Annotated in this window: 26 protein-coding genes and 1 pseudogene; 15 read left to right on the top strand and 12 right to left on the bottom strand. The window is 72.0% G+C overall.

Features of this window, described 5'->3' with window-relative positions:
- Window positions 1-2: 2 nt before the first annotated feature.
- Genes AB0J87_RS25515 through AB0J87_RS25505 form a run of 3 tightly spaced genes read right to left on the bottom strand, consistent with a single transcriptional unit; the run spans window position 3 to window position 3060 of the window.
- Window positions 3-812 (bottom strand): carbohydrate ABC transporter permease, encoded by an 810-nt coding sequence (locus tag AB0J87_RS25515; RefSeq protein WP_355199121.1) that lies wholly within the window; start codon window positions 810-812, stop codon window positions 3-5.
- Complete coding sequence (locus tag AB0J87_RS25510) at window positions 809-1720, bottom strand: sugar ABC transporter permease (RefSeq protein ID WP_363968906.1); 912 nt, start codon at window positions 1718-1720, stop codon at window positions 809-811. Before AB0J87_RS25510 ends, AB0J87_RS25515 begins: the two co-directional genes overlap by 4 nt.
- Window positions 1720-3060, bottom strand: a complete 1341-nt coding sequence (locus AB0J87_RS25505) for an ABC transporter substrate-binding protein (protein ID WP_363968904.1) — start codon at window positions 3058-3060, stop codon at window positions 1720-1722. Before AB0J87_RS25505 ends, AB0J87_RS25510 begins: the two co-directional genes overlap by 1 nt.
- 124 nt (window positions 3061-3184) lie before the next feature.
- Between AB0J87_RS25505 and AB0J87_RS25500 the strand changes: the two genes are divergently transcribed.
- On the top strand, window positions 3185-4231 hold the full coding sequence (locus AB0J87_RS25500; protein ID WP_350734835.1) for a LacI family DNA-binding transcriptional regulator: 1047 nt from the start codon (window positions 3185-3187) through the stop codon (window positions 4229-4231).
- Window positions 4232-4290: 59 nt separating this feature from the next.
- Here the strand turns inward: AB0J87_RS25500 and AB0J87_RS25495 are convergent, their stop codons facing one another.
- On the bottom strand, window positions 4291-4716 hold the full coding sequence (locus tag AB0J87_RS25495) for a hypothetical protein (RefSeq protein ID WP_363968902.1): 426 nt from the start codon (window positions 4714-4716) through the stop codon (window positions 4291-4293).
- A 6-nt stretch (window positions 4717-4722) separates the two neighbouring features.
- The gene (locus AB0J87_RS25490) at window positions 4723-5319 is read right to left on the bottom strand and encodes a hypothetical protein (protein ID WP_363968900.1); all 597 of its coding nucleotides are present in this window, start codon (window positions 5317-5319) and stop codon (window positions 4723-4725) included.
- A 221-nt stretch (window positions 5320-5540) separates the two neighbouring features.
- On the opposite strand from AB0J87_RS25490, the gene AB0J87_RS25485 reads away from it, so the two are divergent.
- The 4 genes from AB0J87_RS25485 to AB0J87_RS25470 all read left to right on the top strand — a co-directional run bounded on the left by AB0J87_RS25485 (window position 5541) and on the right by AB0J87_RS25470 (window position 11785).
- Complete coding sequence (locus AB0J87_RS25485) at window positions 5541-8183, top strand: NACHT domain-containing protein (RefSeq protein WP_363968898.1); 2643 nt, start codon at window positions 5541-5543, stop codon at window positions 8181-8183.
- A 199-nt stretch (window positions 8184-8382) separates the two neighbouring features.
- Window positions 8383-9681, top strand: a complete 1299-nt coding sequence (locus AB0J87_RS25480) for a UDP-glucose/GDP-mannose dehydrogenase family protein (protein WP_363968896.1) — start codon at window positions 8383-8385, stop codon at window positions 9679-9681.
- 982 nt (window positions 9682-10663) lie between these two features.
- On the top strand, window positions 10664-11101 hold the full coding sequence (locus tag AB0J87_RS25475; RefSeq protein ID WP_363968894.1) for a hypothetical protein: 438 nt from the start codon (window positions 10664-10666) through the stop codon (window positions 11099-11101).
- Window positions 11102-11482: 381 nt separating this feature from the next.
- Window positions 11483-11785, top strand: a complete 303-nt coding sequence (locus tag AB0J87_RS25470) for a hypothetical protein (RefSeq protein WP_363968892.1) — start codon at window positions 11483-11485, stop codon at window positions 11783-11785.
- 94 nt (window positions 11786-11879) lie between these two features.
- Here the strand turns inward: AB0J87_RS25470 and AB0J87_RS25465 are convergent, their stop codons facing one another.
- Window positions 11880-12461 carry a peptidase gene (locus AB0J87_RS25465; RefSeq protein ID WP_363968890.1) on the bottom strand — a complete coding sequence of 194 codons (582 nt, stop codon included), beginning with the start codon at window positions 12459-12461 and terminating at the stop codon, window positions 11880-11882.
- A gap of 378 nt (window positions 12462-12839) precedes the next feature.
- Between AB0J87_RS25465 and AB0J87_RS25460 the strand changes: the two genes are divergently transcribed.
- From AB0J87_RS25460 to AB0J87_RS25440, 5 genes and pseudogenes are all read left to right on the top strand, one after another.
- The gene (locus AB0J87_RS25460; protein WP_363968888.1) at window positions 12840-13838 is read left to right on the top strand and encodes a LacI family DNA-binding transcriptional regulator; all 999 of its coding nucleotides are present in this window, start codon (window positions 12840-12842) and stop codon (window positions 13836-13838) included.
- 217 nt (window positions 13839-14055) lie between these two features.
- Window positions 14056-14190 carry a hypothetical protein gene (locus AB0J87_RS25455; RefSeq protein WP_363968886.1) on the top strand — a complete coding sequence of 45 codons (135 nt, stop codon included), beginning with the start codon at window positions 14056-14058 and terminating at the stop codon, window positions 14188-14190.
- Window positions 14190-14501, top strand: a complete 312-nt coding sequence (locus AB0J87_RS25450) for a hypothetical protein (protein ID WP_363968884.1) — start codon at window positions 14190-14192, stop codon at window positions 14499-14501. The genes AB0J87_RS25455 and AB0J87_RS25450 overlap by 1 nt, the downstream gene beginning before the upstream one ends.
- A pseudogene (locus AB0J87_RS25445) lies at window positions 14498-14683 on the top strand (PEP/pyruvate-binding domain-containing protein); the annotation flags it as partial. The gene AB0J87_RS25450 and the pseudogene AB0J87_RS25445, both read left to right, overlap by 4 nt.
- 50 nt (window positions 14684-14733) lie before the next feature.
- Window positions 14734-15294 carry a PEP-utilizing enzyme gene (locus AB0J87_RS25440; protein ID WP_363968882.1) on the top strand — a complete coding sequence of 187 codons (561 nt, stop codon included), beginning with the start codon at window positions 14734-14736 and terminating at the stop codon, window positions 15292-15294.
- Between the two features lie 217 nt (window positions 15295-15511).
- Here AB0J87_RS25440 and AB0J87_RS25435 read toward each other — a convergent pair whose 3' ends face one another.
- From AB0J87_RS25435 to AB0J87_RS25420, 4 genes are read right to left on the bottom strand one after another with little or no spacing between them, the layout of a single operon-like run.
- Window positions 15512-15943: a type II toxin-antitoxin system PemK/MazF family toxin gene (locus tag AB0J87_RS25435; RefSeq protein WP_363968880.1), complete on the bottom strand. Its 432-nt coding sequence runs from the start codon at window positions 15941-15943 to the stop codon at window positions 15512-15514.
- Window positions 15927-17093 (bottom strand): glycosyltransferase family 1 protein, encoded by a 1167-nt coding sequence (locus AB0J87_RS25430; RefSeq protein WP_363968878.1) that lies wholly within the window; start codon window positions 17091-17093, stop codon window positions 15927-15929. The genes AB0J87_RS25435 and AB0J87_RS25430 overlap by 17 nt, the downstream gene beginning before the upstream one ends.
- Window positions 17017-17886 carry an SGNH/GDSL hydrolase family protein gene (locus AB0J87_RS25425; protein ID WP_363968876.1) on the bottom strand — a complete coding sequence of 290 codons (870 nt, stop codon included), beginning with the start codon at window positions 17884-17886 and terminating at the stop codon, window positions 17017-17019. Before AB0J87_RS25425 ends, AB0J87_RS25430 begins: the two co-directional genes overlap by 77 nt.
- Entirely contained in the window at window positions 17883-18992 is a 1110-nt protein-coding gene (locus AB0J87_RS25420; protein ID WP_363968874.1) for a glycosyltransferase, read from the bottom strand. The genes AB0J87_RS25425 and AB0J87_RS25420 overlap by 4 nt, the downstream gene beginning before the upstream one ends.
- A gap of 179 nt (window positions 18993-19171) precedes the next feature.
- Between AB0J87_RS25420 and AB0J87_RS25415 the strand changes: the two genes are divergently transcribed.
- The gene (locus tag AB0J87_RS25415) at window positions 19172-20284 is read left to right on the top strand and encodes an inorganic phosphate transporter (protein ID WP_363968872.1); all 1113 of its coding nucleotides are present in this window, start codon (window positions 19172-19174) and stop codon (window positions 20282-20284) included.
- A 13-nt stretch (window positions 20285-20297) separates the two neighbouring features.
- On the top strand, window positions 20298-20543 hold the full coding sequence (locus AB0J87_RS25410) for a hypothetical protein (RefSeq protein ID WP_363968870.1): 246 nt from the start codon (window positions 20298-20300) through the stop codon (window positions 20541-20543).
- A 13-nt stretch (window positions 20544-20556) separates the two neighbouring features.
- On the opposite strand, the gene AB0J87_RS25405 is transcribed toward AB0J87_RS25410, so the two are convergent.
- Window positions 20557-21633: an epoxide hydrolase family protein gene (locus AB0J87_RS25405; RefSeq protein ID WP_363968868.1), complete on the bottom strand. Its 1077-nt coding sequence runs from the start codon at window positions 21631-21633 to the stop codon at window positions 20557-20559.
- Between the two features lie 51 nt (window positions 21634-21684).
- On the opposite strand from AB0J87_RS25405, the gene AB0J87_RS25400 reads away from it, so the two are divergent.
- From AB0J87_RS25400 to AB0J87_RS25390, 3 genes are read left to right on the top strand one after another with little or no spacing between them, the layout of a single operon-like run.
- A complete protein-coding gene (locus AB0J87_RS25400) occupies window positions 21685-22629 on the top strand; it encodes a YafY family protein (RefSeq protein WP_363968866.1) in 945 nt (314 codons plus the stop codon).
- Between the two features lie 4 nt (window positions 22630-22633).
- Entirely contained in the window at window positions 22634-23407 is a 774-nt protein-coding gene (locus AB0J87_RS25395; RefSeq protein WP_363968865.1) for an acyl-CoA thioesterase domain-containing protein, read from the top strand.
- 42 nt (window positions 23408-23449) lie between these two features.
- Window positions 23450-24559 carry a helix-turn-helix domain-containing protein gene (locus tag AB0J87_RS25390; RefSeq protein WP_363968863.1) on the top strand — a complete coding sequence of 370 codons (1110 nt, stop codon included), beginning with the start codon at window positions 23450-23452 and terminating at the stop codon, window positions 24557-24559.
- A gap of 27 nt (window positions 24560-24586) precedes the next feature.
- Here the strand turns inward: AB0J87_RS25390 and AB0J87_RS25385 are convergent, their stop codons facing one another.
- A complete protein-coding gene (locus tag AB0J87_RS25385) occupies window positions 24587-24937 on the bottom strand; it encodes a VOC family protein (RefSeq protein ID WP_363968861.1) in 351 nt (116 codons plus the stop codon).
- Between the last annotated feature and the right edge of the window lie 196 nt (window positions 24938-25133).

Genomic DNA, 25133 nt, shown 5'->3' with positions numbered 1-25133 from the left:
TGTCAGCCCTTCAGGCCACTACGAGAGATGCCTTCGATGACGTACCGCTGGGTCAGACTGAAGAGGATCAGGACGGGGATGCTGGCCAGCACCGCGCCCGCCATGATCACCGGATAGTGGATCGTGTACGCCCCCTGCAGGATCGACAGGCCCGGCGGCAGCGTGAAGTACTCGGGACTGAAGATCACGTAGATCGGCCAGATGAAGTCGTTCCAGTTGGACAGGAAGCTCAGCACGGCCAGCGTGGCCAGCGCGGGCCGCGACAGCGGCAGCGTGACCCGCCAGAAGATGTGCCAGTGGTTGGCGCCCTCCATCAGCGCGGCCTCGTCCAGCTCGCGCGGGAGCCCGAGGAAGAACTGCCGCAGGAAGAACACCCCGAACGCGCCCGCCGCCCCCGGCACGATGAGCGCCGTCAGGCTGTCCAGCCAGCCGAGCTGGTCGACGATCAGGAACTGCGGGATGAGGAAGACGAACCCCGGCACCAGGAGCGTGCCGACGATCATCCCGAACATCAGCTTCTTGCCGCGGAACTCCAGCCTGGCCAGCGCGTACGCGGCCAGCGACGACACCGCGAGCACCAGCAGCATGTGCCCGGTGGCGGCGATGAGACTGTTGGCGAACCAGCGCAGCACCGGCGTGTCCGTGGTGCCCTGGAAGACCGTCCCGTACGCGGACGTCGTCGGCTCGGCCGGCAGCAGCGTGGGCGGCACCCGGGTGGCCTCGGTCTGCGTCTTGAACGACACGCCCAGGGCCCACACCAGCGGCCCCACGAACAGCACGGCGAGGGCCACCAGGCCCGTGTAGCGCTTCATGACCGGGTCCTGAACAGCCGGAAGTTGGCCACGCTGACCAGGATCAGCAGCAGCGTGAGCAGGTAGCTCATGGCCGAGGCGCTGCCCATCTTGTACTCCCTGAGCCCCTGCTGGAGCATGTACATGATCGCGGTCCGCGTGTCCCCGCCCGGCGCCCCCTGGGTCAGCAGGTACGACTGCCCGAACATGTTCGCCGAGGCCAGGATCGTCGTCGTCACCACGAACAGCGCGACGGGCCGCAGCCCCGGCAGCGTGACGTGGACGAACTCGCCCCACCGTCCCGCGCCGTCCACCTTCGCCGCGTCGTACAGCTCGCGCGGGATGTCCTGCATCCCGGCCAGGTAGATCACCGCGTTGAATCCGAGCGTCCACCAGACCGTCACCCCGACCAGCGCGATCCAGGCCCACGGCGTCGCGGTGGTCCAGGGGATCGGCGTGCCGAGTATCCAGTCGACCAGGCCGAGGTTCGGGTCGAGCAGCAGCCGCCACATCAGGCACACCACCGCCACGCCCAGCACGAACGGCGCGAAGAACAGCCCCCGGAACAGCGTCCTGCCCCGGAAGGGCCGGTTGAGCAGCAACGCCACCCCGAGCGGCAGCACGACCAGGAACGGCACGCTGAACACGGTGAAGATCCCGGTCGCCCGCATCGACATCCAGAAGTCGCCGTAGACGGGCGACTGGTCGTCGAACAGCGCCGTGTAGTTGTCCAGGCCGACGAACGGCTTGCCCTCGAGCAGGTAGTCCCAGTCATGCAGGCTCACCCAGATCCCGAACAGGGCCGGGGCCAGCACGAACACGGAGAACAGGATCAGGTACGGCGCCAGGAACAGGTACGGCGTCGCCTTGCCCGATCGGGGAACGCGCACCTCCCGCTCCAGCGTCTCTTCCGCCGAGATCGCGACCATCAGGCGCCGTACTTCTTCCGGTTGGCCTCAAGGATCTTGTCGGCCTTGGCGGCGGCCTCCGTGAGCGCGTCCTTGGGGCTCTTCTTGAGCAGGATCGCCGCGTTGATCGCCTGGTCGACGACCGCGGAGGCGTCCCCGATGCCCGCCACCGACGGCAGGAAGTACAGGTAGTCGATCTGGGTGCCGATCGTGGCCTGCTCCTTCAGCGCCGCGAACTCCGCGCCGTCGCGGATCGACTTGCGCGCCGGCACCTGGCCGCCCTTGGCCCACTCCAGCGAGTGGCCGCTGATCCAGTTGATGAACACCTTGGCCGCGGTCAGCTTGTTCTGGTCGGGCGTACGCTGCTTGAACACCACGAACTGGTGCGAGCCCGCCCACGCCGCCGGCTTCGACCCGATCTGCGGGAGCGGCGCGACGCCCCACTCCAGGTCCTTGATCTCCTTGAGCGTGTTGATGGACCAGATGCCGTTCCAGTTGAACGCGGCCTTGCCGTTCTGCAGGGCGATGAAGTCGGCGTCCTGGCCGACGTTCTTGGGGCTGTAGCCCTTGTTGACGAGGTCGACGAGCCAGGTCAGGGCCTGCACGCCGGGGTCCTCGGCGAAGCGCGAGACACTGGCGTCGTCGGCGAAGAGCTGGCCGCCGTTCTGGTAGAGCAGCGTCCCGAACTGCATGCTTCCGGTGAACGGGAACGGCGTGGCCCAGTGCCCCTGGATGCCCGCCTTCTTCAGCGCCTCCAGCGCCGCCATGTACTCCTCGCCGGTCTTGGGCGGCTGCTCCGGGTCGAGCCCGGCCTTCTTCATGACCGTCTTGTTGTAGAACATGCCGAGCGGGTGCACGTCGAGCGGGATCGAGTAGCGCGCACCCTTGTAGACGCCGGCCTTCCAGACCGGCGGGGAGAAGTCCGCCTCGGTGAGGCTGAGCGCGTTGGCCACGTCGTCGAGGGGCAGGACCACCTGCCGGGCCGCGTTGGTGGCGACGCTGTCGACGTGCATGATGCCGAGGTCAGGGCCTTGACCCGCGGAGACGGCTGCGGGGACCTTCGCGTAGTAGTCCTCCCACTTGTAGACGTTCATCGACACCTTGATGTTCGGGTGCTCGGTGTTGAACTGGTCCACCAGCTTCTTCATGACCGGGCCGTCGCCGCCGGTGAATCCGTTCCAGAACGTCAGCGAGACCGAGGGCCCGGTGTATTCGGTGGGCGCCGCCGTGGTGGCCGGCGCGGTGGCCGGCGCCTGCGCCTGCTTGGGACCGCCGCCTCCGCCGCAGCCCGCGGCGCCGATGACCAGCGCGCCGAGGCTCAGGCCCAGTACGCGCCGCCTGGAAAGGTCGTTTTGGGACATGCCAGATCACTCCTGCCCGTGAGGTTACGGACGTTTTACATCGTTGGTTCCAACGTTGTAAATTGCCTGGCGCCAGTTCGTTACATCGTTGTAAACCAGGTAGGGTTCCGGTGGCGAAGGGGGCATGGTGCGGCCGAGGCTGAAGGACGTCGCCGAACTGGCCGGGGTGTCGATCAAGACCGTGTCCAACGTGGTCAACGACTATCCCCATGTCAGTGGCGAGACGCGGGCCCGGGTGGAGGCGGCGATAGCCGAGCTCTCCTACCGGCCGAACCTGTCGGCGCGCAGCCTGCGCGCGGGCCGCTCCGGCGTGGTCGCGCTGGCGGTGCCCGACCTGGACAACCCCTACTTCGCCGAACTGGCCACGAACGTCATCGAGGCGGCCGACCGGCGGGGCTGGACCGTGCTCATCGACCAGACCCAGGGCGACCGGGCCAAGGAACGCGTGGTGATCTCCGGGATCCGCGACCATCTCATCGACGGGCTGCTGTTCAGCCCGCTCGCGCTCACGGGCAAGGACCTGGCCGGGCGCGACGAGCGTACGCCGATGGTGCTGCTCGGGGAGCGCATCGGGACGGGCCGCTCGCCGTACGATCACGTCGGCATCGACAACGTGGCCGCCGCGCGGGCGGCCACCCTGCACCTGGCCGAGCGCGGCAGGCGCAGGATCGCAGCCATCGGCGTGCAGCGCACGGCCGTCGCCGCGACGGGCCGCCTGCGGCTGAAGGGCTACCGGCAGGCGCTCGCCGAGGCGGGCCTCCCCGCAGACCCGTCACTGGTCGCGCCGGTCGCACGCTGGGGGCGCGCCGACGGCGCCGAGGCCATGAGCCGCCTGCTCGACTCCGGCGCGCCGGACGCGGTCTTCTGCTTCAACGACACGCTCGCGCTGGGCGCCCTGCGGACGCTGCTCAAGCGGGGGTACGAGGTGCCGGGCGACGTGCTGGTGATGGGGTTCGACGACATCCAGGACGGCCGGTTCGCCACGCCCACGCTGTCGACCGTGGCGCCCGACAAGGCGCTGATCGCGCAGTCGGCGGTGGACCTGCTGGCCGAGCGGCTGAGCGGCGGGACGGACAAGGCGCACGAGGTGTGCGTGCCGCATCGACTGGCATTTCGGGAGAGTACGGATTTGTCCGGGCAAGAGCATCCCCGGCACCCAGCTCACGCTTGATGCCGGAGACGGTCGGCGGGCGGACGGTGCTTCACCGGCGCGGCGTCGGGAAATGTCGGTCACACACATCTGCTGTGGGTCGGGGGAACGCCGGCGAACGTGATCGATTTGCGCCAGCTCAACCGGGCCCGCACGACGAGGCATCCGCCCATCTCGTACGCGTTGACGAGCCGGCTCCGAGCGCTGTCGTACAGATAGGCGAAGGCCAGCAGGCAGAAGACGGCGACCACCTTGTGCGGGATCCTGGAGCAGATGAGCTGGGCCCCGGCCTGGGCGGTCCACTCCCTGGCATCCAGGGTGGTCTTGATCTTCGCGGTCTGTGCCCGGCTGAAGTAGTACCGGCAGGAGAGATCCCGGCACTGCAGCCCCACGGAGGCGGCCGTGTCCCGGGCGGTCGCCGCGGGAAGCCGGGGGCTGTGCAGCGTCAAGATCAGAGCGAGGGACGCGAGGACGGCGAGTGCCTTGCCGGAGAGAGTGCGAAGCATGAGAGATCACTCGCTTTCCGTGGCCGGTCGAGCAATTGACTGAGGCGAGTCGGACGGGTCCGCGCAAAGGCGGTCCGCCAGGAGCCGCCGGCGGGTGGCGGCGCCGAGCAGGGCGAAACACAGGCCCCAGCCGCCGATGGCGAGCACGGCGGCGATCGGTCCGAGCATCGCCAGGGATGGTGTGAGGACGACGAAGACGTACAGGCCGGTGATCAGCGGGGTGAAGCGCCCGATGCCCGGCCAGTCGCGGCGGCGCACGGTGGCCACGCCCGCGACCAGCAGGCCGAGACCGGACAGCGGGGAGGCGATCGCGAAGATCATGCCGGTCGCGTCTGCCGAGACGAGGGCCGCGAGCTCGGCCGGAACGAACACGGCCACGGCCACGGCGGTCGTCCGGAAGCCGACCCTGGCGACCAGGCCGGATGCCGATCGTGCCAGCAGGAAGAACCCGGCCGCCTGGGGCACGTGCATGACGGCCAGGCACACCGTCCACCAGGCGGGTGAACGGCTGTCGAAACCGAGCGGAGAGACCAGGACCGCGACGAAGGCGGCCGCAGCCTGCAGCAGGCCGCCGATGATGAGCCAGGGAGCGGGGTGCTTCATGGCGTTGTTCCTTCCGTGAGGGCCGCGGGATCGCCCGACGGCCGCGACCGGGGTGTGAAGTGACATTCGGCGTCCGGAAGGTTGTCCGGCAACGGACGCGGACAGTTCGTCCGAGCGAGCCGTGGAGCCGCAGGTGATGGCCTACGCTTCAAGGCACGAGGGGTGTCCGGTGCCGCCGGACACCTGGTGGGGTCGGCGGTCGGCTGGGGCGAGGTGCTCGGGTGCTCGACGATTCGGATCCCCGGCTGCCGTTCGCGCGGCGGCTGCGGGCGTTGAAGGACGCCGCCGCGGTCTCGGTCCGCGAGCTGGAGGCGGCCAGCGGCCGAACGCCGCGCCGTCGTGCCGGGCAGCCGCCGTTGACGCTGAAACGCAGCACGATCGCCGGAATGATCAGCCAGACCCGCCCCGTTCGGCCGGAGCAGGAGCATGTCGAGGTCTTCGTCGACACCTGCCTGCGCCTCGCCCGGCAATCCGGCCGGAGCCTGCCCGCCGAGCTGAGCGAGCCCCAGGCTTGGGACGCGGCCTACTGGGAGCTGCTGGTGCGACTGGCCGAAACCCGCAGCGACAGGCGGCTGGCCGGCGAGGCCGCCAAGCGGCTGCGTTCCATGCCGGAGGCACCCGCGCGGCCCGCCGGTGAACCGGTCGGCGACGGCCCAGGGCAGCGGATCCGGGACGGCCACGGTTCAGCCGGTCCGGCCTCCGTTCGCGCGGCGGCCGAGGCGGCGTGGTGGCCCGCGCCGTCGCCGCCGTTCCGCGTCCGGCGCAGGACGGGCCCCGCGCCGGTGACGGCGCAGGCGATAGCGGCCGCCAAGGAGGTGCTGGCCGGGCTGGTCGGGCAGCAATGGCGCGTGGAGGCGACGCTGCGGTCGCTGGACGACCCCGACCCCATCCCGGTGCGCTGGCGGCTGACCGACGACCTACGGCTGATGGACCATCCGGCCAACCTCACCCCCGCCTCGTTGCCGCTGACCGCCTCGAGCGACGACGTCTCCGCACTGGCCGGCCGGTTACGCGCGATGCGCCGCCAACGCCTGGTGATCCTGGGCGGCCCGGGCACGGGCAAGACCACGCTGGCCGTTCAGCTGCTGCTGGAACTCCTGGCCACCCGCCACGATCATGAGGAAGAGCCGGTGCCGGTGCTGTTGCCGGTCGCCGACTGGGACACCGCGGTCTTCCCGCTGATGCACGACTGGCTGGCGGCGCGGCTCGCGCAGGACTACCCGGCGCTGCGCGCCACGGGCCTGGGCTCCGAAGCGTCCGCGGTTCTGGCGGCACGCGGACACATCCTGCCGGTGCTGGACGGCCTGGACGAGCTCCCCGCTGCGGCCCGGGCGGCGGTGATCACCACGCTCAACCGTTCACTCGGGGCAACCGACCAGCTCATCGTGACCGGCCGCACCCGCGACTACCGCAGTGCCGTCGAGGGCGCCGGTGACGTGCTCACCTCGGCGGTGGTCATCGAGCCCGACCCGCTGGACCCCGCCGTGGCCGCCGGATACCTGCGGCGCTGCCTGCCGGGCCGGCCACACCCGGCGTGGGAGCACATTCTCACCGGCCTGACGGGCGCCCCCGCCGACACGGCGGACCCCGTCGGCACGCTGGCCGGCGCCCCCGCCGACACCGCGGACCCCGTCAGCACACTGGCCGGCGCCCCCGCCGATACCGCGGACCCGATCAGCACGCTGGCCGGGGTCACCGCCACCCCGCTCGGGTTGTGGCTGCTCAGAGCCGTCTACATCGCCCCGCACGCCGACCCGGCCGCCCTGCTCGACGCCGCCCGGTTCCCCGAACCTGCCACGCTGCGTGCCCACCTGTTCGACCGGCTCATCCCGGCGCTGATCGACACCCGCCCGCCCAGTGCCCATCCGACCGACCTGTTCCGGCCTCGGCGCCGCCACGACCCCGCCCAGGTCCGGCACGTGCTCGGCTACCTCGCCCACCATCTCACGCATCCCCGCAACCCGGACGGCACCCCTCGTACGCGGGATCTGGCCTGGTGGCGACTGGCCGGCAGCACCCGTACCGTCACCCCCGTGATCCGGCTCGCCCTGGGGCTCATCGTCGCGCTCATGATCGCGACCGTCGCCACGGTCGCGACCGGGCTCGCCGAGGGCTTCGCACCGTTCCCTGTCCTCGGCCTGGTCTACGGGCTGGCGTTCGGACTCACCGCGGGCCTCGTCATCGCGTTCGCGGCGCGCTCCTGGGCGCGGCAGTCACCAGGTTTCGCCGACCTGCGGTTACGCGGGCGCCGGTTCAGACCCAGGTTCAGGCCGGTACGAGGGCTGCTCCTCGGCCTCGCCACCGGGCTGGCGATGGTGGTCATGATGTGGCTCACCGTCGATTCCCTCGCCGCCGTGCTCATCGCCGGGGTCTCCTCCGGCCTGGCGGTCGGCCTCGTCCACGGTTTCGCGGCCGGATTCGCCGCATGGGCCGAGGCCCCGTCCCCGGCCGGAAGGGCCAGCACCCCCCTGACCAGTTGGCGTGCGGACCGCACGCTCAACCTCGTCCGCGCCGCCACCGTCGGCGCCACCGCCGCCCTGACCGGCGGCCTGGCGGGCGGGCTCGCCGCCGGGCTCGTCGACACCCCCGCCTTCGGAGTCGCCGTCGGGCTGACCTACGCGCTCACCTTCGGCGTCACCGCCGGGCTCGCGGCCGGACATCACCACGCCTGGATGGCCTACCAGATCGCCACCGCCCGCCTGGCCCTGGCCGGCATCCTTCCCCGCGCGCTGATGTCCTTCCTGGACGACGCTCACCGGCTCGGACTGCTCCGCACGGTCGGCCCGCTCTACCAATTCCGGCACGCCGAACTCCAAGACCATCTGGCCACCCTCCCAACGCCTCCGCTGCCGACCCGGCGATGAAGACGACATGGAGCGTCAGGCCCACCCGCGCCGCTTCGCCGGGTCCCGCGAAGTCACACGGGCCAGCCCGGGCCGTGCAGGAGCTGGCGGCTATGGTGGGACCTCCTTGTGAAGCTTGTGAAGGGACACCGGCACGCAGGGCCCGAGCCGCTCGGCTCTACTCGGCCACGCGTTGCGGAGAAAGGGGACGGGCTGCCGCATGGTGGGAAAGCCGCACTACCGGCGCGTTGTTGTGTTCGGGGCGGGATACATCGGTCTGGTGACCGGTGCCTGCCTCGCCGACCTCGGCCACCGGGTGGTGGTCCGGGACATCGACCCGGAGAAGATCAGGCTGTTGCAGGCCGGCGATGTGCCGATCTACGAGCCGGGCCTGGGCGACATGATCGCCCGGAACAAGGAGCGGCTGAGCTTCACGCTGGACCTGGATGAGGCCGTCACCGGTGCCGAGATCGCCTATGTCTGCGTGGACACGCCGCCGTCGGCTTCCGGTGATGCGGACCTGTCACGGGTCTGGTCGGTGGTGACGGCCCTGACGGACGCCGCTCACCTGCGGGCCGTGGTGGTCAAATCCACCGTGCCGGTGGGTACCGGCAGCCGGGTGCGAGCCGCGCTGGATGCCGCCGGGCTCGGCCACGTCGGCTATGCCGCGAACCCGGAGTTCACCGCTGAGGGCCGAGCGGTCACCGACTTCATGCATCCCGACCGCATCGTCATCGGGACGTCCGACGAAGCGACCGCCCGGCTGCTCACCGAGCTGCACGAGGGCGTGGACGGGCCGGTCGCGGTGATGAGCGTGCGCTCGGCGGAGATGGTGAAGCTCGCGGCGAACGCACTGCTCGCCACCAAGATCAGCTTTATCAATGAGATCGCCACCTTGTGCGAGAAGACCGGGGCCGACGTCGAGGAGGTGGCTCACGCGGTCGGACTGGATCATCGCCTGGGACCGCACTTCCTGCGGCCCGGCATCGGCTGGGGCGGCTCGTGCTTCCCCAAGGACAGCGAGGCGCTGCGGCAGCTGGCCAACAACACCGGCTACCACCTGCAGCTGCTGTCAGCGGTGATCGAGGTCAACAATCTGCAGAAGCGGCGGGCGATCCAGAAGCTCAAGGACGAGCTCGGCACGCTGGCGGGTGCGCGGGTGGCGCTGCTCGGCCTGACGTTCAAGCCGGGGACGGACGACATGCGCGAGGCGCCCAGCACCGTCCTGGCGGCCCGGCTGCTCGCCGAGGGGGCCGAGGTGCACTGCTGGGATCCGATGGCCCGCCCGGCCGCGGCCGAGCCCTGGACGTCGACAACGCGCCATGCGAGCGTGGAGCAGGCGCTGGAGGGCGCGGACGCGGCGATCATCGTCACCGAGTGGCCGCAGCTCACCCAGGTCGACTGGACGCAAGCCGTCGCGACGATGCGCCGGCCGGTGCTGTTCGACGGCCGGAACCTGCTGGACCCGGCGACGATGCGGGCCGCCGGCTACCACTACCTCAGCGTCGGCCGACCCTGACGGGCATGACGCTCGCCTCCTGAGCCGCCCGTTCCCCCGGCGGGCGGATCAGGCGGGCCCGGCCCGCCGCGGCGACCGGACTGGGGACGCTCTTCACCGACCCTGCTCACGCCCTGCGGGAGCGGGCGCTCTGGAGGCTCCTGTACGACACGGCCGCCCGGGCCGAGGAAATCTCCCCCTCAACGTCGAAGACCTCGATCCGGAGTTCCGCCGCGCCCGGGAGGTCTCCAAGGGCGGCGTCATCGAGTACGTACACCGGGTCACACTCACCGCCCCCACTGCCAGGCCGACGGCGTGTGCGGCACGAGGCGCCGACTCGTGAGGTCGGTGCCGGCCAGGGGCTGCGCGGCGAGCCGGACGATCAGGCGGGAACTTTCCCTCCTCGACCCTCACCTGCCCGCCCTCAGCACGCCACATCTCGACGATGCCGCCGACCGAGTTCTCGCCGTCGCGTCATAGCTCTTGCCGTTGCCCGTGATTGCAAGGCCCTCGACAGAACGCCCTAAGAGACATTTATTGCGTGTCATTCATCCGTGAGCTCGACTCAGCGGAGATGCCGCGAAAAATTCGGCTCCAAAGAGGCGTTGGGGTGAGCCCGGCTGACGTCGCAGGACATTAGAGTGCCACTCTTCCGCTTTTCTTCTGTCCGTCTTCCGTCGCAGGTGAGCGATGGAATTACCGTCTCGGAAGCCGCTTTCATCCGCCGAGCGAACGAAGAAGATTGCTATCGGAGCGGTTCCAGAATTCGCCGCCGCCCGCAGATGTCGGGCGAATCTGCTATACCTCTCAAGGCCGCGCGAAATGCGCGTGGCATTAACGGTCGCGGAGTGCCTGACACAGGTCAGTAATCACCGCGTCGTCGAGACACACAACGTTCCGGAAAGGGATCCGCATGTCCATGTACGAACGGCAAGCCCCCACCCAATTCGAAGACCGGCGCGCCGCCATGGCCCCCCAGAGGCCGGCGAACTTAACCCGAGCGGTGTACGCGGCCATCGCCACGGCGGCGCTCAACGTGATCAGCGCCATCGGAATCCTCGTCTCCGGCACGGAGGCGATCAAAAAGCAGATCGCCGCGAATTCGGACATGGGCTCTGCCCCCGTGAGCCTCGACGAGGTCGACATCCAGAGCGACCGGTTCGAGGGGCTCCAGATGATCTACTCCGGGCTCGCCTACAGCACGATCTTCTGGTCGCTCGTGCTCGTACTGCTCGCCTGGCTGGCGCTGCGCGGCGGCACCGCCGTCCGGATCTTCGCCACCGTCATCGTCATCTTCTCCGTCCTGTTCAAGGTGGTGAGCCTGTTCATCACCCTGCCCACCCTCACGCTGGTCGCCGACGTGCTCGTCGCTGTGCTGGGTGTGGCCGCGACCATCCTGTTCTTCGGTGCCGGTGGCAAGGCCGCCCGCCAGGGAAGGTGACCCGCTCCGCCTTATGGCTGGGACCCCAATGTCCGGGTCCGAGCCATAAGGCGTGCAGTCGCACCACTGGAGCGGCGGCACCACCGCCACGGTGCGTGACCGCCAGTTCGCCGAGCTGATCGCCGACCTCGCGTCCTGGTAATGCCCGTGGAGTACACCGGCTTCACGCTCAGGCCCGCCGGCTGCTTCGACCGCAAGCCCGGCGATCGCCCCTCGCGCCCGGCGCGCCACGCGGCATGTGTCGCGCTCTCTCCCGACCGGCAGGCGTTCCTCTGCCCGCCATCTGGGGCCATGCCGTGTCGCCGTGTCGCTCGCCTTAAGTGACTAATCAACTACTGACTGTGCATGATTAGGGGGTTGTCTTCTCAGAAGGGATCCGCTATGCGTTCCATCCTCGCCCTGCTGACCGTGGCCGCCACGGCCGTCACGCTCACCGCCACCCCGGCCACCGCCGCCTCGGGAGCCGTGATCATCAGCAACCTCGGCGAGCCTGCGTGGGGGATCGGGGACCCACGGCCCGGCGACTGCCACGACCTCGGCCCGGGCTACCATGCCGTGATCAACGAAACCGACGGCCCGATCCTGGTCTACTCCGACCATGCTTGTGCGGGGGAGCCCATGCTCGTGCACGCCTACGACAGAACCCAATACGGCCTGCACTACTCCTTCGAGGCGATGACCTGACCACCGCTGTCATAGCCGCGCGGCCGCACTGCGCCTTTTCCGGAGCGGTGCGGCCGGCTTGGCAGAACGCCCCTTGCCGGGCGACGCGATCTGGCTAGACGCGCCGCATGCTCAAGGCGATGCCCCGGCCGGCGAAGAAGGACGCGAACACCTCGATGGGGAGCCTCGCCCGGCGGGCGTCGGGGGTGTGTCCGGATGGGTTGTGCAGATGTAGCAGCCCGTGGTCGTGGCCGGTGATGAGGACCAGGTGCCCGCCGCGGCCGGGTGCGGGCACCTCGGGCCGGCGGATCTCCTTGTGGACGGAGGCGATCACCAGGTGCCCGTCCGCGAGCAGGTCGGGCAGTTCGGCCGCGGCGAGATGCGGATGCACGTCAGCGGGCATGCCGTGCTCGGCGCGCACGTAGTCGGCGAACGGGGCGTAGATCAGGCCCTTGATCTGGCCGTCGTCGTCCTCGACATAACCGCCGTAGTCGCGGCAGCCGCGCAGAAGCTCCAGAAGGGGCGGCGCGTGGCCATCGCGATGATCAAGGGCCATGTGCAGGCAGGCCATCCCGCAGCAGTGCCGGCACCAGCGGCCGTACTCCGCCCGGGTGTGTGCTCCCGAAAGGCGCCATCGTGGATCGTCGGCGGGATCGGCTCCGTCGTAGACGATGGCGCCGATCCGATCTGCGCTCATGTACTGGGTGTACAGGGTGACACCCTCATGAACTGCCTGCTGACTGCTGCCCGCTCCGGGCGTGCAGGCCAGACACCCCACCATCTCTCCCAGCAGCGGTTGCGCGGCCGACCGGCGACCGGAACGTGGTCCAGGAGATGTCGCCCCCGGACAGGACCATGCCCATTGTGCCGGAAGTGATCGCGATCCGCCGCCGCTACCGGGCTCGACGACGACCTGGTTGATGTCGGACGGCAGTGACGGCAAGGTGCTGGCTCCGTGCACCGGCTTCCTCGACCGACCCGGCCGCGGCCCCGGACGGAGGTTGTCGCATCTGGTGTCGAACCCCTGGTCGAAGGCGTTATGATCAAAGCGACATTACGCCTGCGACGAGGAACGATGTCGAGCATCAAAGAGGTCGCCCGGCTCGCCGGGGTCTCCGTCGGCACGGTGAGCAATGTGCTCAACCGGCCCGACATGGTGGCCCCCGACACCCGGCTGCGGGTGCGGGCCGCGATCGCCCGCCTCGGCTACGTCCGCAACGGCTCCGCCCGGCAACTGCGGGCCGGCCACAGCCGGACCATCGGCGTGGTCGCGCTCGACCTGGCCAACCCGTTCTTCATCGACGTGCTGCGCGGCGTCGAGACCGCCGCGCAGCGGGCCGAGCTCACCGTGATGGTCTTCAACAGCAACAAGGACGCCGGCCGCGAGGCGGGGCTGCTGGAGACGTTCGAGGAGCAGCGTCCGCTGGGCGTGCTGATCACGCCGGTCAACGACAGCGCCGAGGAGGAGCGGCTGCGCCGGCTCGTCTCGCGCGGCATCCCGGTGGTGCGCTTCGACAGCTCGGCCCCGCACAGCCACGGCTGCGCGGTCGCGGTCGACGACGTGCTCGGCGGGCGGCTGGCCGGTCGGCACCTACGGGAGCGGGGGCACCGCCACATCGCCTTCGCCGGCGGGCCGTTCACCGTCCGCCAGGTGCGGGAGCGGCACGAGGGGCTGTCCGCCGTGCTCTCGCCGGACGATCGGCTGACCGTCATCCCCCTGCCCGACCTCACCATCGCCACCGGGCGGCTGGCCGGCGAGGAGATCGCCACCCGGCCGCCGTCCGAGCGTCCCACCGCGGTCTTCTGCGCCAACGACTTGGTGGCCATCGGGGTGCTGCAGGAGATGACGCAGCGCGGGCTGCGGGTCCCGGACGACCTGGCCATCCTCGGGTACGACGACATCGACTTCGCCGCGGCGGCCGCCGTGCCGCTGTCGTCCATCCGGCAGCCGCGCGAGCAGCTCGGCCACACGGCGGCCGTGATGCTGCTGGAGGAGGCCAACCGGCCGGTCGGCCACGAGCACCGCCAGGTGATCTTCCAGCCCGATCTGGTGGCACGCGCCTCCACCAGGTAACCCCACCGCGCCGCAGTGCGCACCGCCCTCCGAAGGCGTCGCAGCAGGCGGGTGCCCCTTGTGCGCGTGATCGGCCCGGCGGCGCGCCCATCAGTGGGGCCGCATGCATGATCGGCTCGGGGGTTCGCCCGTCAGCGGGGCCGCGCGCATGAGCGGCGCTGCCGCCTGCTCGCCGTTTCACGGGTGACTACGACCACCACCGCCGCCGCATCGCGGCGTGCTGAAGGAGCGCCCCCTGACCGCCGCCATCGCCGCGCGGGATCCGGAGGTCTTCGGCAAGTACCTGCGCAAGCCCGGCAACCTCTTCGAACGGCTGCCCCGCACCTTCGGCATGCGCGAGTTCCTCGAGTGATGAAGCAGGCGGGCACCGTGCGGCACGACGTGGACACCCGCGCGGTGGCGTACATCCTCGACGCCCTCACCCCGGCCCTGCGGCGCACGTTCGCGGCCGACCGGGCGGGCTCGCAGGACCCCGATCAGCCGACGTCGGACGAGCTGCTGGAGGCGCTCGCGGACCTGCTCGATCGCGCTCTGGCCCCCGCGGACGGCGGAGACCTCGAGAAGGGCAAGGCGGTGCTGCTCGGCGGCCTGAGACAGGTACGCGCCGAGCTCGCCACCGAGCTGGGCCCAGAAGACGTGGAGGAAGAAGGAGAGGGATCATGAAGGACGACTTACTCGTCCTGACGCTGGACGACGACCGCGCCGACCTGGACCGGGCCGGCGGCAAGGGCGCCTCGCCGGCCCGCCTGGCCGGGGCCGGGCTGCCCGTGCCCCCGGGCTTCCACGTGACGACGGCCGCCTACTGCCGCTTCGTCGCGGCGTACGGCCTGCAGGAGCGCATCGTCGAGCTCGCCGCCGCCTCGTCGCCGCCGGGGCCCTGGCCGATCAGGACGACGTGTTCTGGCTGCGGCTGGACGAGCTGGAAACCGCCGTGGGCGTGCTGGACTCCGGGCGGGGCTCCCCGGCCGACTCGCGTGCCGTCGTGGCGGAGCGGCGGGCCACGTGGCGGGCGCAGAAGGCGATCGCGCCGCCGCACGCGCTCCCGGCCGACGGCGGCACGAAGCTGCTCGGCATCGACTTCTCCCGGCTCCTGCCCGGGCACCACGACGACGGCTCCTCCGACGTCATCAAGGGCGTGCCCGGCAGCCCGGGACACGTGACCGCGCCCGCGCCCGCGCCCGCGCGGATCATCCACGGCCCCGACGAGTTCGACCGGATGCGCCCGGGTGACGTCCTGGTCGCGAGGATCACCACCCCCGCGTGGACCTCGCTGTTCGCGCTCGCCTCCGCCGTGGTCACCGACGTCGGAGGCCCGCTCAGCCACAGCTCGATCGTCGCCCGCGAATACGGCATCCCGGCCGTCCTCGGCACCGGCGCGGCCACCGGGCGCCTTGCCGACGGCCGGCGGGTCGTCGTCGACGGCGACGCGGGAACCGTCACCCCCGTCCGCTCCTGATCTTCATTCGAGAGCAGGCACCGCCATGGAACTCATCCCCTCGCGCTGTACGCGGCCTGGCACGCCGCCGGCCACCCGGCCGAGATGCACGTCTACGCCACGGGCGGCCACAGGTTCGCCGGGGCCCCGCCCGGCCCTCCGAGCGGTTCGTGGACGGACCGGTATCTCGACCGGCTCGGCCAGGCGGGTTTCCTGGGCTGACGCGCTGTGACGGGGGCTACCGGCCGGCGTCCCAGCCGTAGGCCTTCATGAGCCGGGCCGCCACCCGCGCGAAGCGGTCGCCGTCGAGCACCGCGCCCTCGCGCCGGATGTCGTCCTCGTCCAGCACGAACACCCGGTCCACCCGTACGTACGACACCCGCTCGTCCCGGCCCCAGGCGCCGAGCTCCACCCAGTCGGGCCCGTCGTCGCCCTTGCTGGAGAGCATCACGCCGAGGAGCCGGCGCCCGGTCCGGCCCACGACCAGCAGGGGGCGGTCCTTGCCGCGGGACGGGTCCTCCTCGTAAGGAACCCAGGCCCAGACGATCTCCCCCGGGTCGGCCAGGCCGTCGAGGTCGGGGGAGTAGGACAGGGTGGCCGAGTCGCCGAGGGAGTGGATCTCGCGTACCGCGCCCCGGACGGGCCGGGGGTCCTCACCTAGATCGCGCATTGGGGGAGCCTACGGCGGCGCGCCGCCGAAATCCAGCCGGGCCCGGAGAGGCCGGCTCGCCCATCATGACGCCGTGATAGTGGCCGACCAGCTCCTCGCACACGGAGGCCCAGTCGCGGTCGCGGACCGACTCCCTGGCCTGCCGGGCCATGCGGGCGCGGCGATCGGGGTCCCCGGCGAGGGCGGCGACGGCCGCGCGCAGCGCCGACGGGTCGCCGCCGGCGTAGAGCAGGCCGTTGGCCCCCGGCCGGACCAGGTCGAGGGGGCCGCCCGCGGCCGGGGCGACGACCGGCACGCCGGAGGCGAGGGCCTCCTGGACGGCCTGGCAGAAGGTCTCGTTGCTGCCGGTGTGGACGAACACGTCCAGGGAGGCGAGGACACGGGCCAGGTCGGGGCCGGTGCGCAGGCCGAAGAACTCCGCCCCGGGCAGCAGCCCGCGCAGCCGCCGCTCCATGGGGCCCGTCCCCACGACGGCCAGCCGCACCCCGGGGACGTCGGCGAGCGCGGCGAGCAGCTGAGGCTGTTTCTCGGCGGCCAGGCGACCGGCGTATCCGACGATGGTCCGGCCGTCCGGGGCGAGCCGGCGGCGCAGCTCCTCGCTGCGCTGCCGGGGATGGAACAGGTCGAGGTCGACGCCGCGGCCCCACAACGACAGGCGGGGTATGCCGTGGCCGGCCAGCTCGCGCAGGGTCGGCGTGGAGGGGGCGAGGGTACGGGTGGCGTGCCGGTGCACCCGCCGCAGCCACGACCAGATGACCGGGTCGCCGCGGACGCCGTACTGGCGGGCGAATCCGGCCAGATCGGTCTGGAACACGGCCACGGTGGGCAGGCCGAGCCGCCGGGCGGCGGCCATCCCGGCCGCGCCCAGCAGGGCGGGGGAGGCGAGATGGACGACGTCGGGCTTGAAGCCGGCGAGCGTACGGGACAGGCGCATGCCGGGCAGGCCCACCGTGACGGTTCGGTAGAACGGCAGGGCGAGGCTGCGGACCGGGTGGACCGGGAAACCCGCGTAGGACGGGGGAGCGGGGGCCGGGGCGACCACCATGGCGTCGTGCCCGGTGGCGGCCAGGTGGTCAAGAACGCGGCAGACCGAGTTGGTGACCCCGTTGACCTGGGGCAGGAACGACTCGGCCACAATGGCGACCCTCATGTGATGTTTCATCCCGGTTGGGGGCGACGTCCGGTTCACCGGCAGTCGCCCGTACGGCGAATTTCTCGTGCCAGATCTCCTGGGCGACGAGCCTCGCGAAGGCGGGCAGGAAGTCGCGGGACCGCCGGACCAGCCAGGCGGTGCCCGCGGTGGCCAGCCAGAAGGCGCTGGCCCAGGCGGTGGGCTCGGCGTTCGCGGGCTCCGGGTCCGGCAGCCGCGCGGGGACGCCGCGCTCGCGCAGTTCGGCGGCGAAGAGCCGGGCCAGGTGGCGGTGCCCGCGTTCGCTGGGGTGCAGGCGGTCGGCGCCCCACATGCGCCGCTCGTACAGGGCGGGTTGCCGGGCGAGGTCGAGGTGGATGGTTCCGTGGCGGTGCGCGAGACCGGTCACGATCGTGTTGACCACGTGGACGCGCCGGGCGAGGGGACGGCGCAGCAGCTCCGGGATCCGCAGCATGAGGCCGGGGTCGGGCAGCGTGGCGGTGAGCACGGTGACCTGGTCCGCGCGCAGCCGGGTGATCAGGCGTTCCAGGTCCGCGTGGATCTGGTGGGGGGCGAAGTCGCCGCGCAGGGTGTCGTTCACGCCGACGAGCACGGTGGCGAGGGACGGGCGCAGGGCCAGCGCCCGGGGGAGCTGGTCGCGTACGACGTCGCCGACGCGGGCGCCGCAGACGGCGAGGTTGCTCAGCTCGGCGGGCGCCAGCGCCTCGGCCAGGAGCCCGGCCCAGCCGCGCCCCGGCACCGGATCGCCCAGTCCGACCGTGACCGAGTCGCCCAGGGAGACCATCCGCGTCATCGCGGCCTCGCGGGCGTGCCGATCAGGCCGTGCGCGTCCAGGAAGCCCCGGACCGCGGCGGGCCAGCCGTACCGCTCGGCCCTGGCCCGGGCCCGCTCCCGGCGCGCGGGATCGGACAGCAGCTCCTCGATCGCACCGGCGTAGGCCGCCGGATCGTCGGCCACCGCCGCCCCCGCCGGGCCGATGACCTCGGGCAGGGCGCTGTCGCGCGTGGCCACGACCGGGGTGCCGCCGGCCAGCGCCTCCAGCGCCGCCAGGCCGAACGTCTCCACCGGGCCGGGGGCGAGGGCCACGTCCGCGGTCGCGAGCAGCGCGGCCAGCGCGTCCCGTTCGGCGAGGTGGCCGAGGAAGCGGACCGGCAGTCCGTCCGCCAGCCGGGTGAGCCTGGGCCGCAGCGGCCCGTCGCCGGCCACCACCAGCACGGCCGGGACACCCCTGCGGCGCAGCTCGGCGAGGGCGCGGATGGAGCGGTCGGGCCGCTTCTCGGGGGACAGGCGGCTGCAGTGCACCAGCAGCGCCTCGCCCCGCGCGGCCAGGCGGGAGCGCAGGCCGGGGTCGAAGCGCTCGGGGGAGAACGTGGCGAGGTCCACCCCGAGCGGCACCCGGACCAGGTTCGGCACGCCCAGCCTGGCGAACTCGGCCGCCGCCCAGGCCGTCGTGCACACCACGGTGTCGAACCGGGCCGCGGTGGCGCGGTTGACGGGGTCGGCCAGCCGGCCGAGTGGACCGTACAGGCGCAGCAACGCCGACAGGCTCTCGTGCGAGACCATGACCGAGCGGACGCCCGCGGCCCTGGCCCAGGGGCCGAGCCAGCGCAGGGTGGTGCGGTCCGACACCTCGATCCGGTCGGGTGCCAGCTCCTCCAGGAGGCGTCTCAGCGTGCCGCGGGCGGCGATGACCCGGTAGCCGCCGAGACCCGGGACCACCGGGCCCGGCAGGGTGACGACCCGTCCGGCCGGGGTCCGCTCGTCGCGGGCCGCCACGCCGGGGACGACCAGGACGGGCTCGTGTCCCGCCGCCGCGTAGCCGGCGCCGAGCTCATGCAGGGCGGTACGCAGCCCGCCCGACGTGGGAGTGACGAAGTTCGCTAACCGAACGATGCGCACGTCTGGATGATGGCCGGACATCTGTCCTAATCGGCTAATTAACCATGAACCACTTCGTAACCCTCCTTGGCCGGTATTTGGCGGCGCCGTGGGTAGGCATGATGGCCGACAGGAGTTCACGGCCGGTTCATCGCCCCGGTCTACCGTCCTGGTGACGTCGAGACAATGGGGAAACCCTCATGGAGCATGTGACGTTCCTGGTCGTCGTGGTGATCATCACGGCGCTGGTGTTCGACTTCACGAACGGCTTCCACGACACGGCCAACGCGATGGCCACCTCGATCGCGACAGGCGCGCTGCGGCCGCGGGTGGCGGTGGCGATCTCGGGCGTGCTGAACGTGGTGGGCGCGTTCCTGTCGGTCGAGGTGGCCAAGACGATCTCGGGCGGGATCGTGGACGACACCCTGGTGACCCCGCCGATGGTGTTCGCCGGGCTGATCGGCGCGATCCTGTGGAACCTGCTCACCTGGCTCCTGGGGCTGCCGTCCAGCTCCTCGCACGCGCTGTTCGGAGGGCTTATCGGCGCGGTGTGGGTGGGCGCCGGCATCCAGGGCGTGAACTTCGGCACGGTGGTGCAGAAGATCCTCATCCCGGCGGTGGCCTCGCCGCTGATCGCCGGGTTCGTCGCGATGACCGCCACCTTCCTGGCGTACTCGCTCACCGCCAGGGCCCGGCACGAGTCGGTGACGGGCACGTTCCGGTTCGGGCAGATCGTCTCGGCCTCGCTGGTGTCGCTGGCGCACGGCACCAACGACGCCCAGAAGACCATGGGCGTCATCACGCTCACGCTGATCTCGTCCGGGGCGCTGGCCTCCGGCTCGAACCCGCCGCTGTGGGTGATCGCCACCGCCGGGCTGGCCATCGGGCTGGGCACGTACCTCGGGGGCTGGCGGATCATCCGCACCATGGGCAAGGGGCTCACCGAGATCGAGTCGCCGCAGGGCTTCGCCGCCGAGGCGAGTGCCACCACGGTCATCCTCGCCTCCTCGCACCTGGGGTTCGCGCTGTCGACCACGCAGGTGGTGTCCGGCGCGATCCTCGGCACCGGGCTGGGCCGCCGGCTGGCCAAGGTGCGCTGGAGCGTGGCGGGCCGGATGGCGCTGGCCTGGCTGCTGACCCTGCCGTCCGCCGCCGCGGTGGGCGCGGTCGTGGCGGCCGTGGCCACCACCGGCACCCTCGGCGTCGCCGTCACCGCGCTGGTGGCGATCGCGGCGGCGGTCGGCCTGTACGCGGCCGGCCGCCGCGAACCCGTTCACGCGGGCAACGTCAACGACGTGCCCGCCCCGGTCTGAAGGGCGGACGCCGATGGACATCAAATGGGACGCCCTCGGACAGGTCTTCGTCATCAGCCTGGCCGTCAGCGTGGTCGTCGTCGCGGTCTTCTCGCTCGGCGCGCTGGCGCTCGCGGCCCGTCAGTCGGCCCGTCAGTCGGCGCAGGAGCGGGGGACCGGCACCGGCGCTGGCGGCCTGGCCGAGGCCGTCCTGTGCTTCACCGCCTGCGCCGCGGTCGTGCTGTACGGCATCTACCTGATCGTCCCGCAGTTCCACTGACCTCCGGGGGCGTTCACAGCCCTGCGAAGAAGGTTTTGATGTCGGCGGCCAGCAGGTCGGGGGCCTCCAGAGCGGCGTAGTGGCCGCCCGTCGCGAACTCCGACCAGTGCACCACGTTGTGCGCCTGCTCGGCGTACCGCCGGACCGTGCTGTCGCCGGGGAAGACCGCCACGCCCGTCGGGGTCTTGCCCGGCGCGTCCGGCGCCGCCCAGTCGCCGCCGCTCTCCCGGTAGATGCGGGTGGAGGATCCGGCGGTGCCGGTGAGCCAGAGGATGGAGACGTCGGTGAGGACGTCGTCGGCGGGCACCCCGCCCACGTCCCGTCCCCAGGAGGCGAACGCGTCGAGGGTCCAGCCGAGCAGCCCGGCCGGCGAGTCCGCCAGGGCGTACGCGAGCGTCTGCGGCCTGGTGCCCTGGATGGCGGCGTACCCGGAGAACTCCTTCCGCCACCGCTCGACGCCCCGGGCCCGCTCCGTCTCGGCCTCGGTCAGGCCCGACATGTCGTCGGTGACGAACGCGGTGAGCGCGTTCACGTGCACGCCGACCACCCGTTCGGGGGCCAGTCGCGCGACGGCGGGGGAGACCAGGGCGCCGAAGTCGCCGCCCTGCGTGCCGTAGCGCTCGTAACCGAGCCGCGCCATCAGCTCCACCCAGGCGGCGGCGACCCGCCGCACGCCCCAGCCCGGCTCCGTCGTGGGGCCCGAGAACGCGAACCCCGGGATGGACGGGATGACCAGGTGGAAGTCCCGGCTGAGCGGCCCGGCGACGCGCGAGAAGTCCGCGAACGTGCTGGGCCAGCCGTGCGTCAGCAGCAGCGGCAGCGCGTCGGGCCGGGGCGAGCGCACGTGCGCGAAGTGCACGCGCTGCCCGTCGATCACGGTCGTGTACTGCGGGAACGCGTTGAGCCTGGCCTCGTGCGCGCGCCAGGAGTAGCCGTCGAGCCAGTACGCGGCCAGCTCGCCGACCGCTTCGGGCGGGACCCCGTACGACCAGCCGACCCCGTCGAGGGCGTCGGGCCGGCGGGTGCGCTCCAGCCGCTCACGCAGGTCGTCGAGCCGGTCCTGGGATATGTCGATGACGAATTCGTCCATGCCCGCAACGCTAGGAGCCATTGCGGCCAGATTCGGGCCACAATGGTGTCCGTGTTGGACACCTCGGCGAGATTGCTGCGCCTGCTGGCCCTCCTGCAGGCCCGGCGCGAGTGGCCCGGCGCCGACCTGGCGGAGCGGCTCGGCGTCGCCCCCCGGACGATGCGCCGCGACGTCGACCGGCTGCGCAGCCTCGGCTACCCGGTCCATTCGACGCCCGGCGTCTCCGGTGGCTACCGGCTGGGCGCGGGCGCGCAGCTGCCACCCCTGCTGCTCGACGACGAGGAGGCCGTGGCGGTCGCGGTCGGCCTGCGCACCGCCGCGAACGGCACCGTGACCGGCATCGAGGAGACCTCCCTGCGCGCGCTGGCCAAGCTCGAACAGGTCCTGCCCGCCCGCCTGCGGCAGCGGGTCAACACGCTGCAGCGGCACACCGTACGCATCGATCGCGCGGGCCCCACCGTGGACCCGGACGTGCTCACCGGCGTGGCCGCCGCCTGCCGCGACCACGAGCAGCTCCGCTTCGACTACACCGGCCACCGGGGCGAGAGCGCGCTCAGGAGGGCCGAGCCGCACAGCCTCGTCACCAAGGGCAACCGCTGGTACCTGGTCGGCTGGGACGCCGACCGCGGCGACTGGCGCACGTACCGGGCCGACCGGATGCGCCTGCGGACCCCGAACGGCCCGCGCTTCACGCCGCGCGAGCCGCCCGCCCCCGACGTGGCCGCCTGGGTGCAGCACCGCCTGGCGCACGAGATGTGGCCGTACGAGAGCCGATTCCTGCTGCGCGCGCCCGCCGAGCGGATCGAGGGCCGGACGGCGGGCGCCGTCGAGCCGGTGGACGAGCACACCTGCCTGCTCACCCTGCGCGGCGACGACCTGCGCATGATGGCCATGGTGGCGGCCTTCCTGGACGTGGACTTCGAGGTGCTGGAGCCCCTGGAGCTGAAGGAACACCTGCGCGCTCTCGGTGAACGGCTGCTCTCCTCTAGAATCTGATTCTGTGTCAGCGTTCTTCACCCAGAAGAAGGGCGAGCTGGTCCCCGCGCCGCACGCCCGAGGTCCCTGGTCCCCCGACATGCTCCACGGCCGCCTGCTCGGCGGGCTCGCCGCCCGCGCCATCGAGCGCCGCTACGCCCAGCCGGGGCTGCACTTCGCCCGCCTGACGGTCGACCTGTTCCGCAACAGCCCGATGGTGCCGGTCACGGTGGAGACCTCGCTGGTCAGGGCCGGGCGCAGGATCCTCGTGGCCGACGCGGTGATCATCACCGAGCAGGGGGTGATCGGGCGGGCCGGCGCGGTCCTGCTGCGGCAGGGGGAGCAGCCGGAGGGGGAGCAGACGTTCGTCACGCCCCCGTGGGACACGCCCGCGCCCTCCGAGCCGCCGGTGGACGGGCAGGCCACGTGGAAGCCGCCGTTCGACCTGTGGCGGGTGACCGAGTGGGCGGCGCCCGGGCCGGGGCGGGTGTGGATGCGGGAGTCGTATCCGCTGGTGGACGAGGAGCCTTTGACGCCGTTCGTACGCGCGGCGCTGGCCGCCGACTTCGCCAGCCCGCTGAGCAACTCCGGGGTGGAGGGGCTGCGCTTCATCAACGCCGACTACACGCTGACGCTCGCCCGGCTCCCGTCCGCGGAGCTGATCGGGGTCGAGGCCACCGGCCACCTGTCCGCCGCCGGGGTCGCCACGGGGCAGGTCACCATGCATGACGCGAGCGGGCCGTTCGGGTTCTGCGTGGTGACGGCGGTCGCCAACACGATCGGCATCGGCGGCCGCTAGTGCCGCAGGAGAATGTCGTACCCGCGGCGTAACGTTCCGCGGGTGCGTTCAGCTGTGCGTCTCGCTGCCGGGGACGGGTTCCACCTCGATGCCGTGACCTGTGCCGACGACCATCGCGGGTGGTCGGCGGCGGAGCTGGGCTCCGCGCACCGCCTGGTGCTGGTGCGCCGTGGCCTGTTCCGGCGCAAGGCGGACGGCCGGGCCGCCGTGATCGACCCGACGATGGCCTACCTCGGGGTGCCCGGCGAGGAGGAGCACTTCGCCCATCCGGCGGGCGGCGACGTGTGCACCTCGGTGTCCCTGACCCCGGAGCTGTGGCACACGCTCGCGGGGGAGGGCCCGCCGGGCCGGCCGACCCTGTACGTGGACGCCCGCCTCGACCTCGCCCATCGGCGGTTCCTGGTGGCGGCGCGGGGCGGGGACACGGCTTTCGAGCTGGCCGAGTCCCTGCTCTCCCTCGTCGCCACCACCCTCGCCCGACTGACCCCAACCCTGACACCGGCCTCTTCCGGCTCGGGCGCCACCGATGCGGCCCGCCCCGGAGCGAGCACCACCGAGGCGTCCGTCCCCAGGACCACGGCGCCTGCCCTCGGGCCGGAAAGCACCGTAGCGCCGGCTCTTGGGTCGCGCGGCACCGAGGCAACCCCCGGCGCGGCCCTCGCTTCTCGGCCGGGCACCGCCGGCGTGATGCCCGGCCCCCGGCTGGGTACCGACGCCGCCGCCTCTCGGACGGACGACGCCGGGGTTGGTGGCGTGGGAGGAGCCGACACCAGTGCGGCCAAGGGGAGCGCCTCCCGGGGCGGCGGTGGGCCGAGGTCCGGGGCGGTGATCGCCGACGCCGCCCGGGAGGCCATCGCCGCCGATCATCCGGCGGCCAGTGGGCTGATGACGCTGGCCGAGCTCCTGGCCGTCTCGCCGTACCAGCTCAGCCGGGCGTTCACCCGGGAGCTGGGCGTCTCCCTGACCTACTACCGCAATCGCGTGCGCGTGGGCCGGGCGCTCGACCGGCTGGAGGACGGCGAGCCGAGCCTGGCCGGGCTGGCCGCCGACCTCGGGTTCGCCGACCAGGCCCACCTCACCCGTACGATCCGCCACCACGTCGGCCACACCCCGACCGCCCTGCGCCGCCTGCTCACCCCCCGCACTCCCTGAACGAGAGCGCGAGGGACACCGGACGAGTCAGCCGCCCATGACGCAGAAGGGGTGGCCTTCGGGGTCGAGGAGCACGGTCCAGTCGCCGCCGCCCGGCTGGAAGTCGGGCACGGTGGCGCCGAGATCGGCCAGTTCCTTCATGGCGGCCTCGACGTCGGGGACCGTGAAGTCGAGGTGCGCGTGCTTGCCGCTGTCCGGCCAGGCCGGGCCCCGGTAGCCGTCGATCCGCTGGAAACCGACCGAGACCGGGCCGCCCTCGAGGCTGACGAAGTCGGGGTCACCCGGGGTGATCCGCCAGCCGGTGGCCTGCGCGTAGAAGGACGCCAGGGCGGCGGGGTCGGCGCAATCGATGACGATAGAGGTAAGTGTCGCTGTCATGCGCCCAGCCTCCCGGGGACCGGGCGTCCGGGTCTTGAACATCCTTGCGCCACCGCCCATCACCGCCACCCGCACATCGACCGCCACCGCATCTGGCCGAAACCGCATCTGGCCGAAACCGCATCGACCGCCCCCGACGTGACCGCCAGACCCCCGAGACGCTCCCTGAGACGGCTGCCGCACCCCCGAGACGGCC

It is taken from the genome of Nonomuraea sp. NPDC049625, assembly GCF_040675285.1.
Taxonomy (GTDB): domain Bacteria; phylum Actinomycetota; class Actinomycetes; order Streptosporangiales; family Streptosporangiaceae; genus Nonomuraea; species Nonomuraea angiospora_A.
The sequence above is the reverse complement of the archived record's forward strand: the minus strand, read 5'-3'. Positions and strand labels throughout refer to the sequence as shown.

What these genes read in the sequence shown, in the direction of transcription:
- AB0J87_RS25515 (WP_355199121.1), bottom strand. Translation starts at nt 812, where the DNA reads ATGAAGCGCTACACGGGCCTGGTGGCCCTCGCCGTGCTGTTCGTGGGG.
- AB0J87_RS25510 (WP_363968906.1), bottom strand. Translation starts at nt 1,720, where the DNA reads ATGGTCGCGATCTCGGCGGAAGAGACGCTGGAGCGGGAGGTGCGCGTT.
- AB0J87_RS25505 (WP_363968904.1), bottom strand. Translation starts at nt 3,060, where the DNA reads ATGTCCCAAAACGACCTTTCCAGGCGGCGCGTACTGGGCCTGAGCCTC.
- AB0J87_RS25500 (WP_350734835.1), top strand. Translation starts at nt 3,185, where the DNA reads ATGGTGCGGCCGAGGCTGAAGGACGTCGCCGAACTGGCCGGGGTGTCG.
- AB0J87_RS25495 (WP_363968902.1), bottom strand. Translation starts at nt 4,716, where the DNA reads ATGCTTCGCACTCTCTCCGGCAAGGCACTCGCCGTCCTCGCGTCCCTC.
- AB0J87_RS25490 (WP_363968900.1), bottom strand. Translation starts at nt 5,319, where the DNA reads ATGAAGCACCCCGCTCCCTGGCTCATCATCGGCGGCCTGCTGCAGGCT.
- AB0J87_RS25480 (WP_363968896.1), top strand. Translation starts at nt 8,383, where the DNA reads ATGGTGGGAAAGCCGCACTACCGGCGCGTTGTTGTGTTCGGGGCGGGA.
- AB0J87_RS25470 (WP_363968892.1), top strand. Translation starts at nt 11,483, where the DNA reads ATGCGTTCCATCCTCGCCCTGCTGACCGTGGCCGCCACGGCCGTCACG.
- AB0J87_RS25465 (WP_363968890.1), bottom strand. Translation starts at nt 12,461, where the DNA reads ATGAGCGCAGATCGGATCGGCGCCATCGTCTACGACGGAGCCGATCCC.
- AB0J87_RS25460 (WP_363968888.1), top strand. Translation starts at nt 12,840, where the DNA reads ATGTCGAGCATCAAAGAGGTCGCCCGGCTCGCCGGGGTCTCCGTCGGC.
- AB0J87_RS25450 (WP_363968884.1), top strand. Translation starts at nt 14,190, where the DNA reads ATGAAGCAGGCGGGCACCGTGCGGCACGACGTGGACACCCGCGCGGTG.
- AB0J87_RS25435 (WP_363968880.1), bottom strand. Translation starts at nt 15,943, where the DNA reads ATGCGCGATCTAGGTGAGGACCCCCGGCCCGTCCGGGGCGCGGTACGC.
- AB0J87_RS25430 (WP_363968878.1), bottom strand. Translation starts at nt 17,093, where the DNA reads ATGAGGGTCGCCATTGTGGCCGAGTCGTTCCTGCCCCAGGTCAACGGG.
- AB0J87_RS25425 (WP_363968876.1), bottom strand. Translation starts at nt 17,886, where the DNA reads ATGACGCGGATGGTCTCCCTGGGCGACTCGGTCACGGTCGGACTGGGC.
- AB0J87_RS25415 (WP_363968872.1), top strand. Translation starts at nt 19,172, where the DNA reads ATGGAGCATGTGACGTTCCTGGTCGTCGTGGTGATCATCACGGCGCTG.
- AB0J87_RS25410 (WP_363968870.1), top strand. Translation starts at nt 20,298, where the DNA reads ATGGACATCAAATGGGACGCCCTCGGACAGGTCTTCGTCATCAGCCTG.
- AB0J87_RS25405 (WP_363968868.1), bottom strand. Translation starts at nt 21,633, where the DNA reads ATGGACGAATTCGTCATCGACATATCCCAGGACCGGCTCGACGACCTG.
- AB0J87_RS25385 (WP_363968861.1), bottom strand. Translation starts at nt 24,937, where the DNA reads ATGACAGCGACACTTACCTCTATCGTCATCGATTGCGCCGACCCCGCC.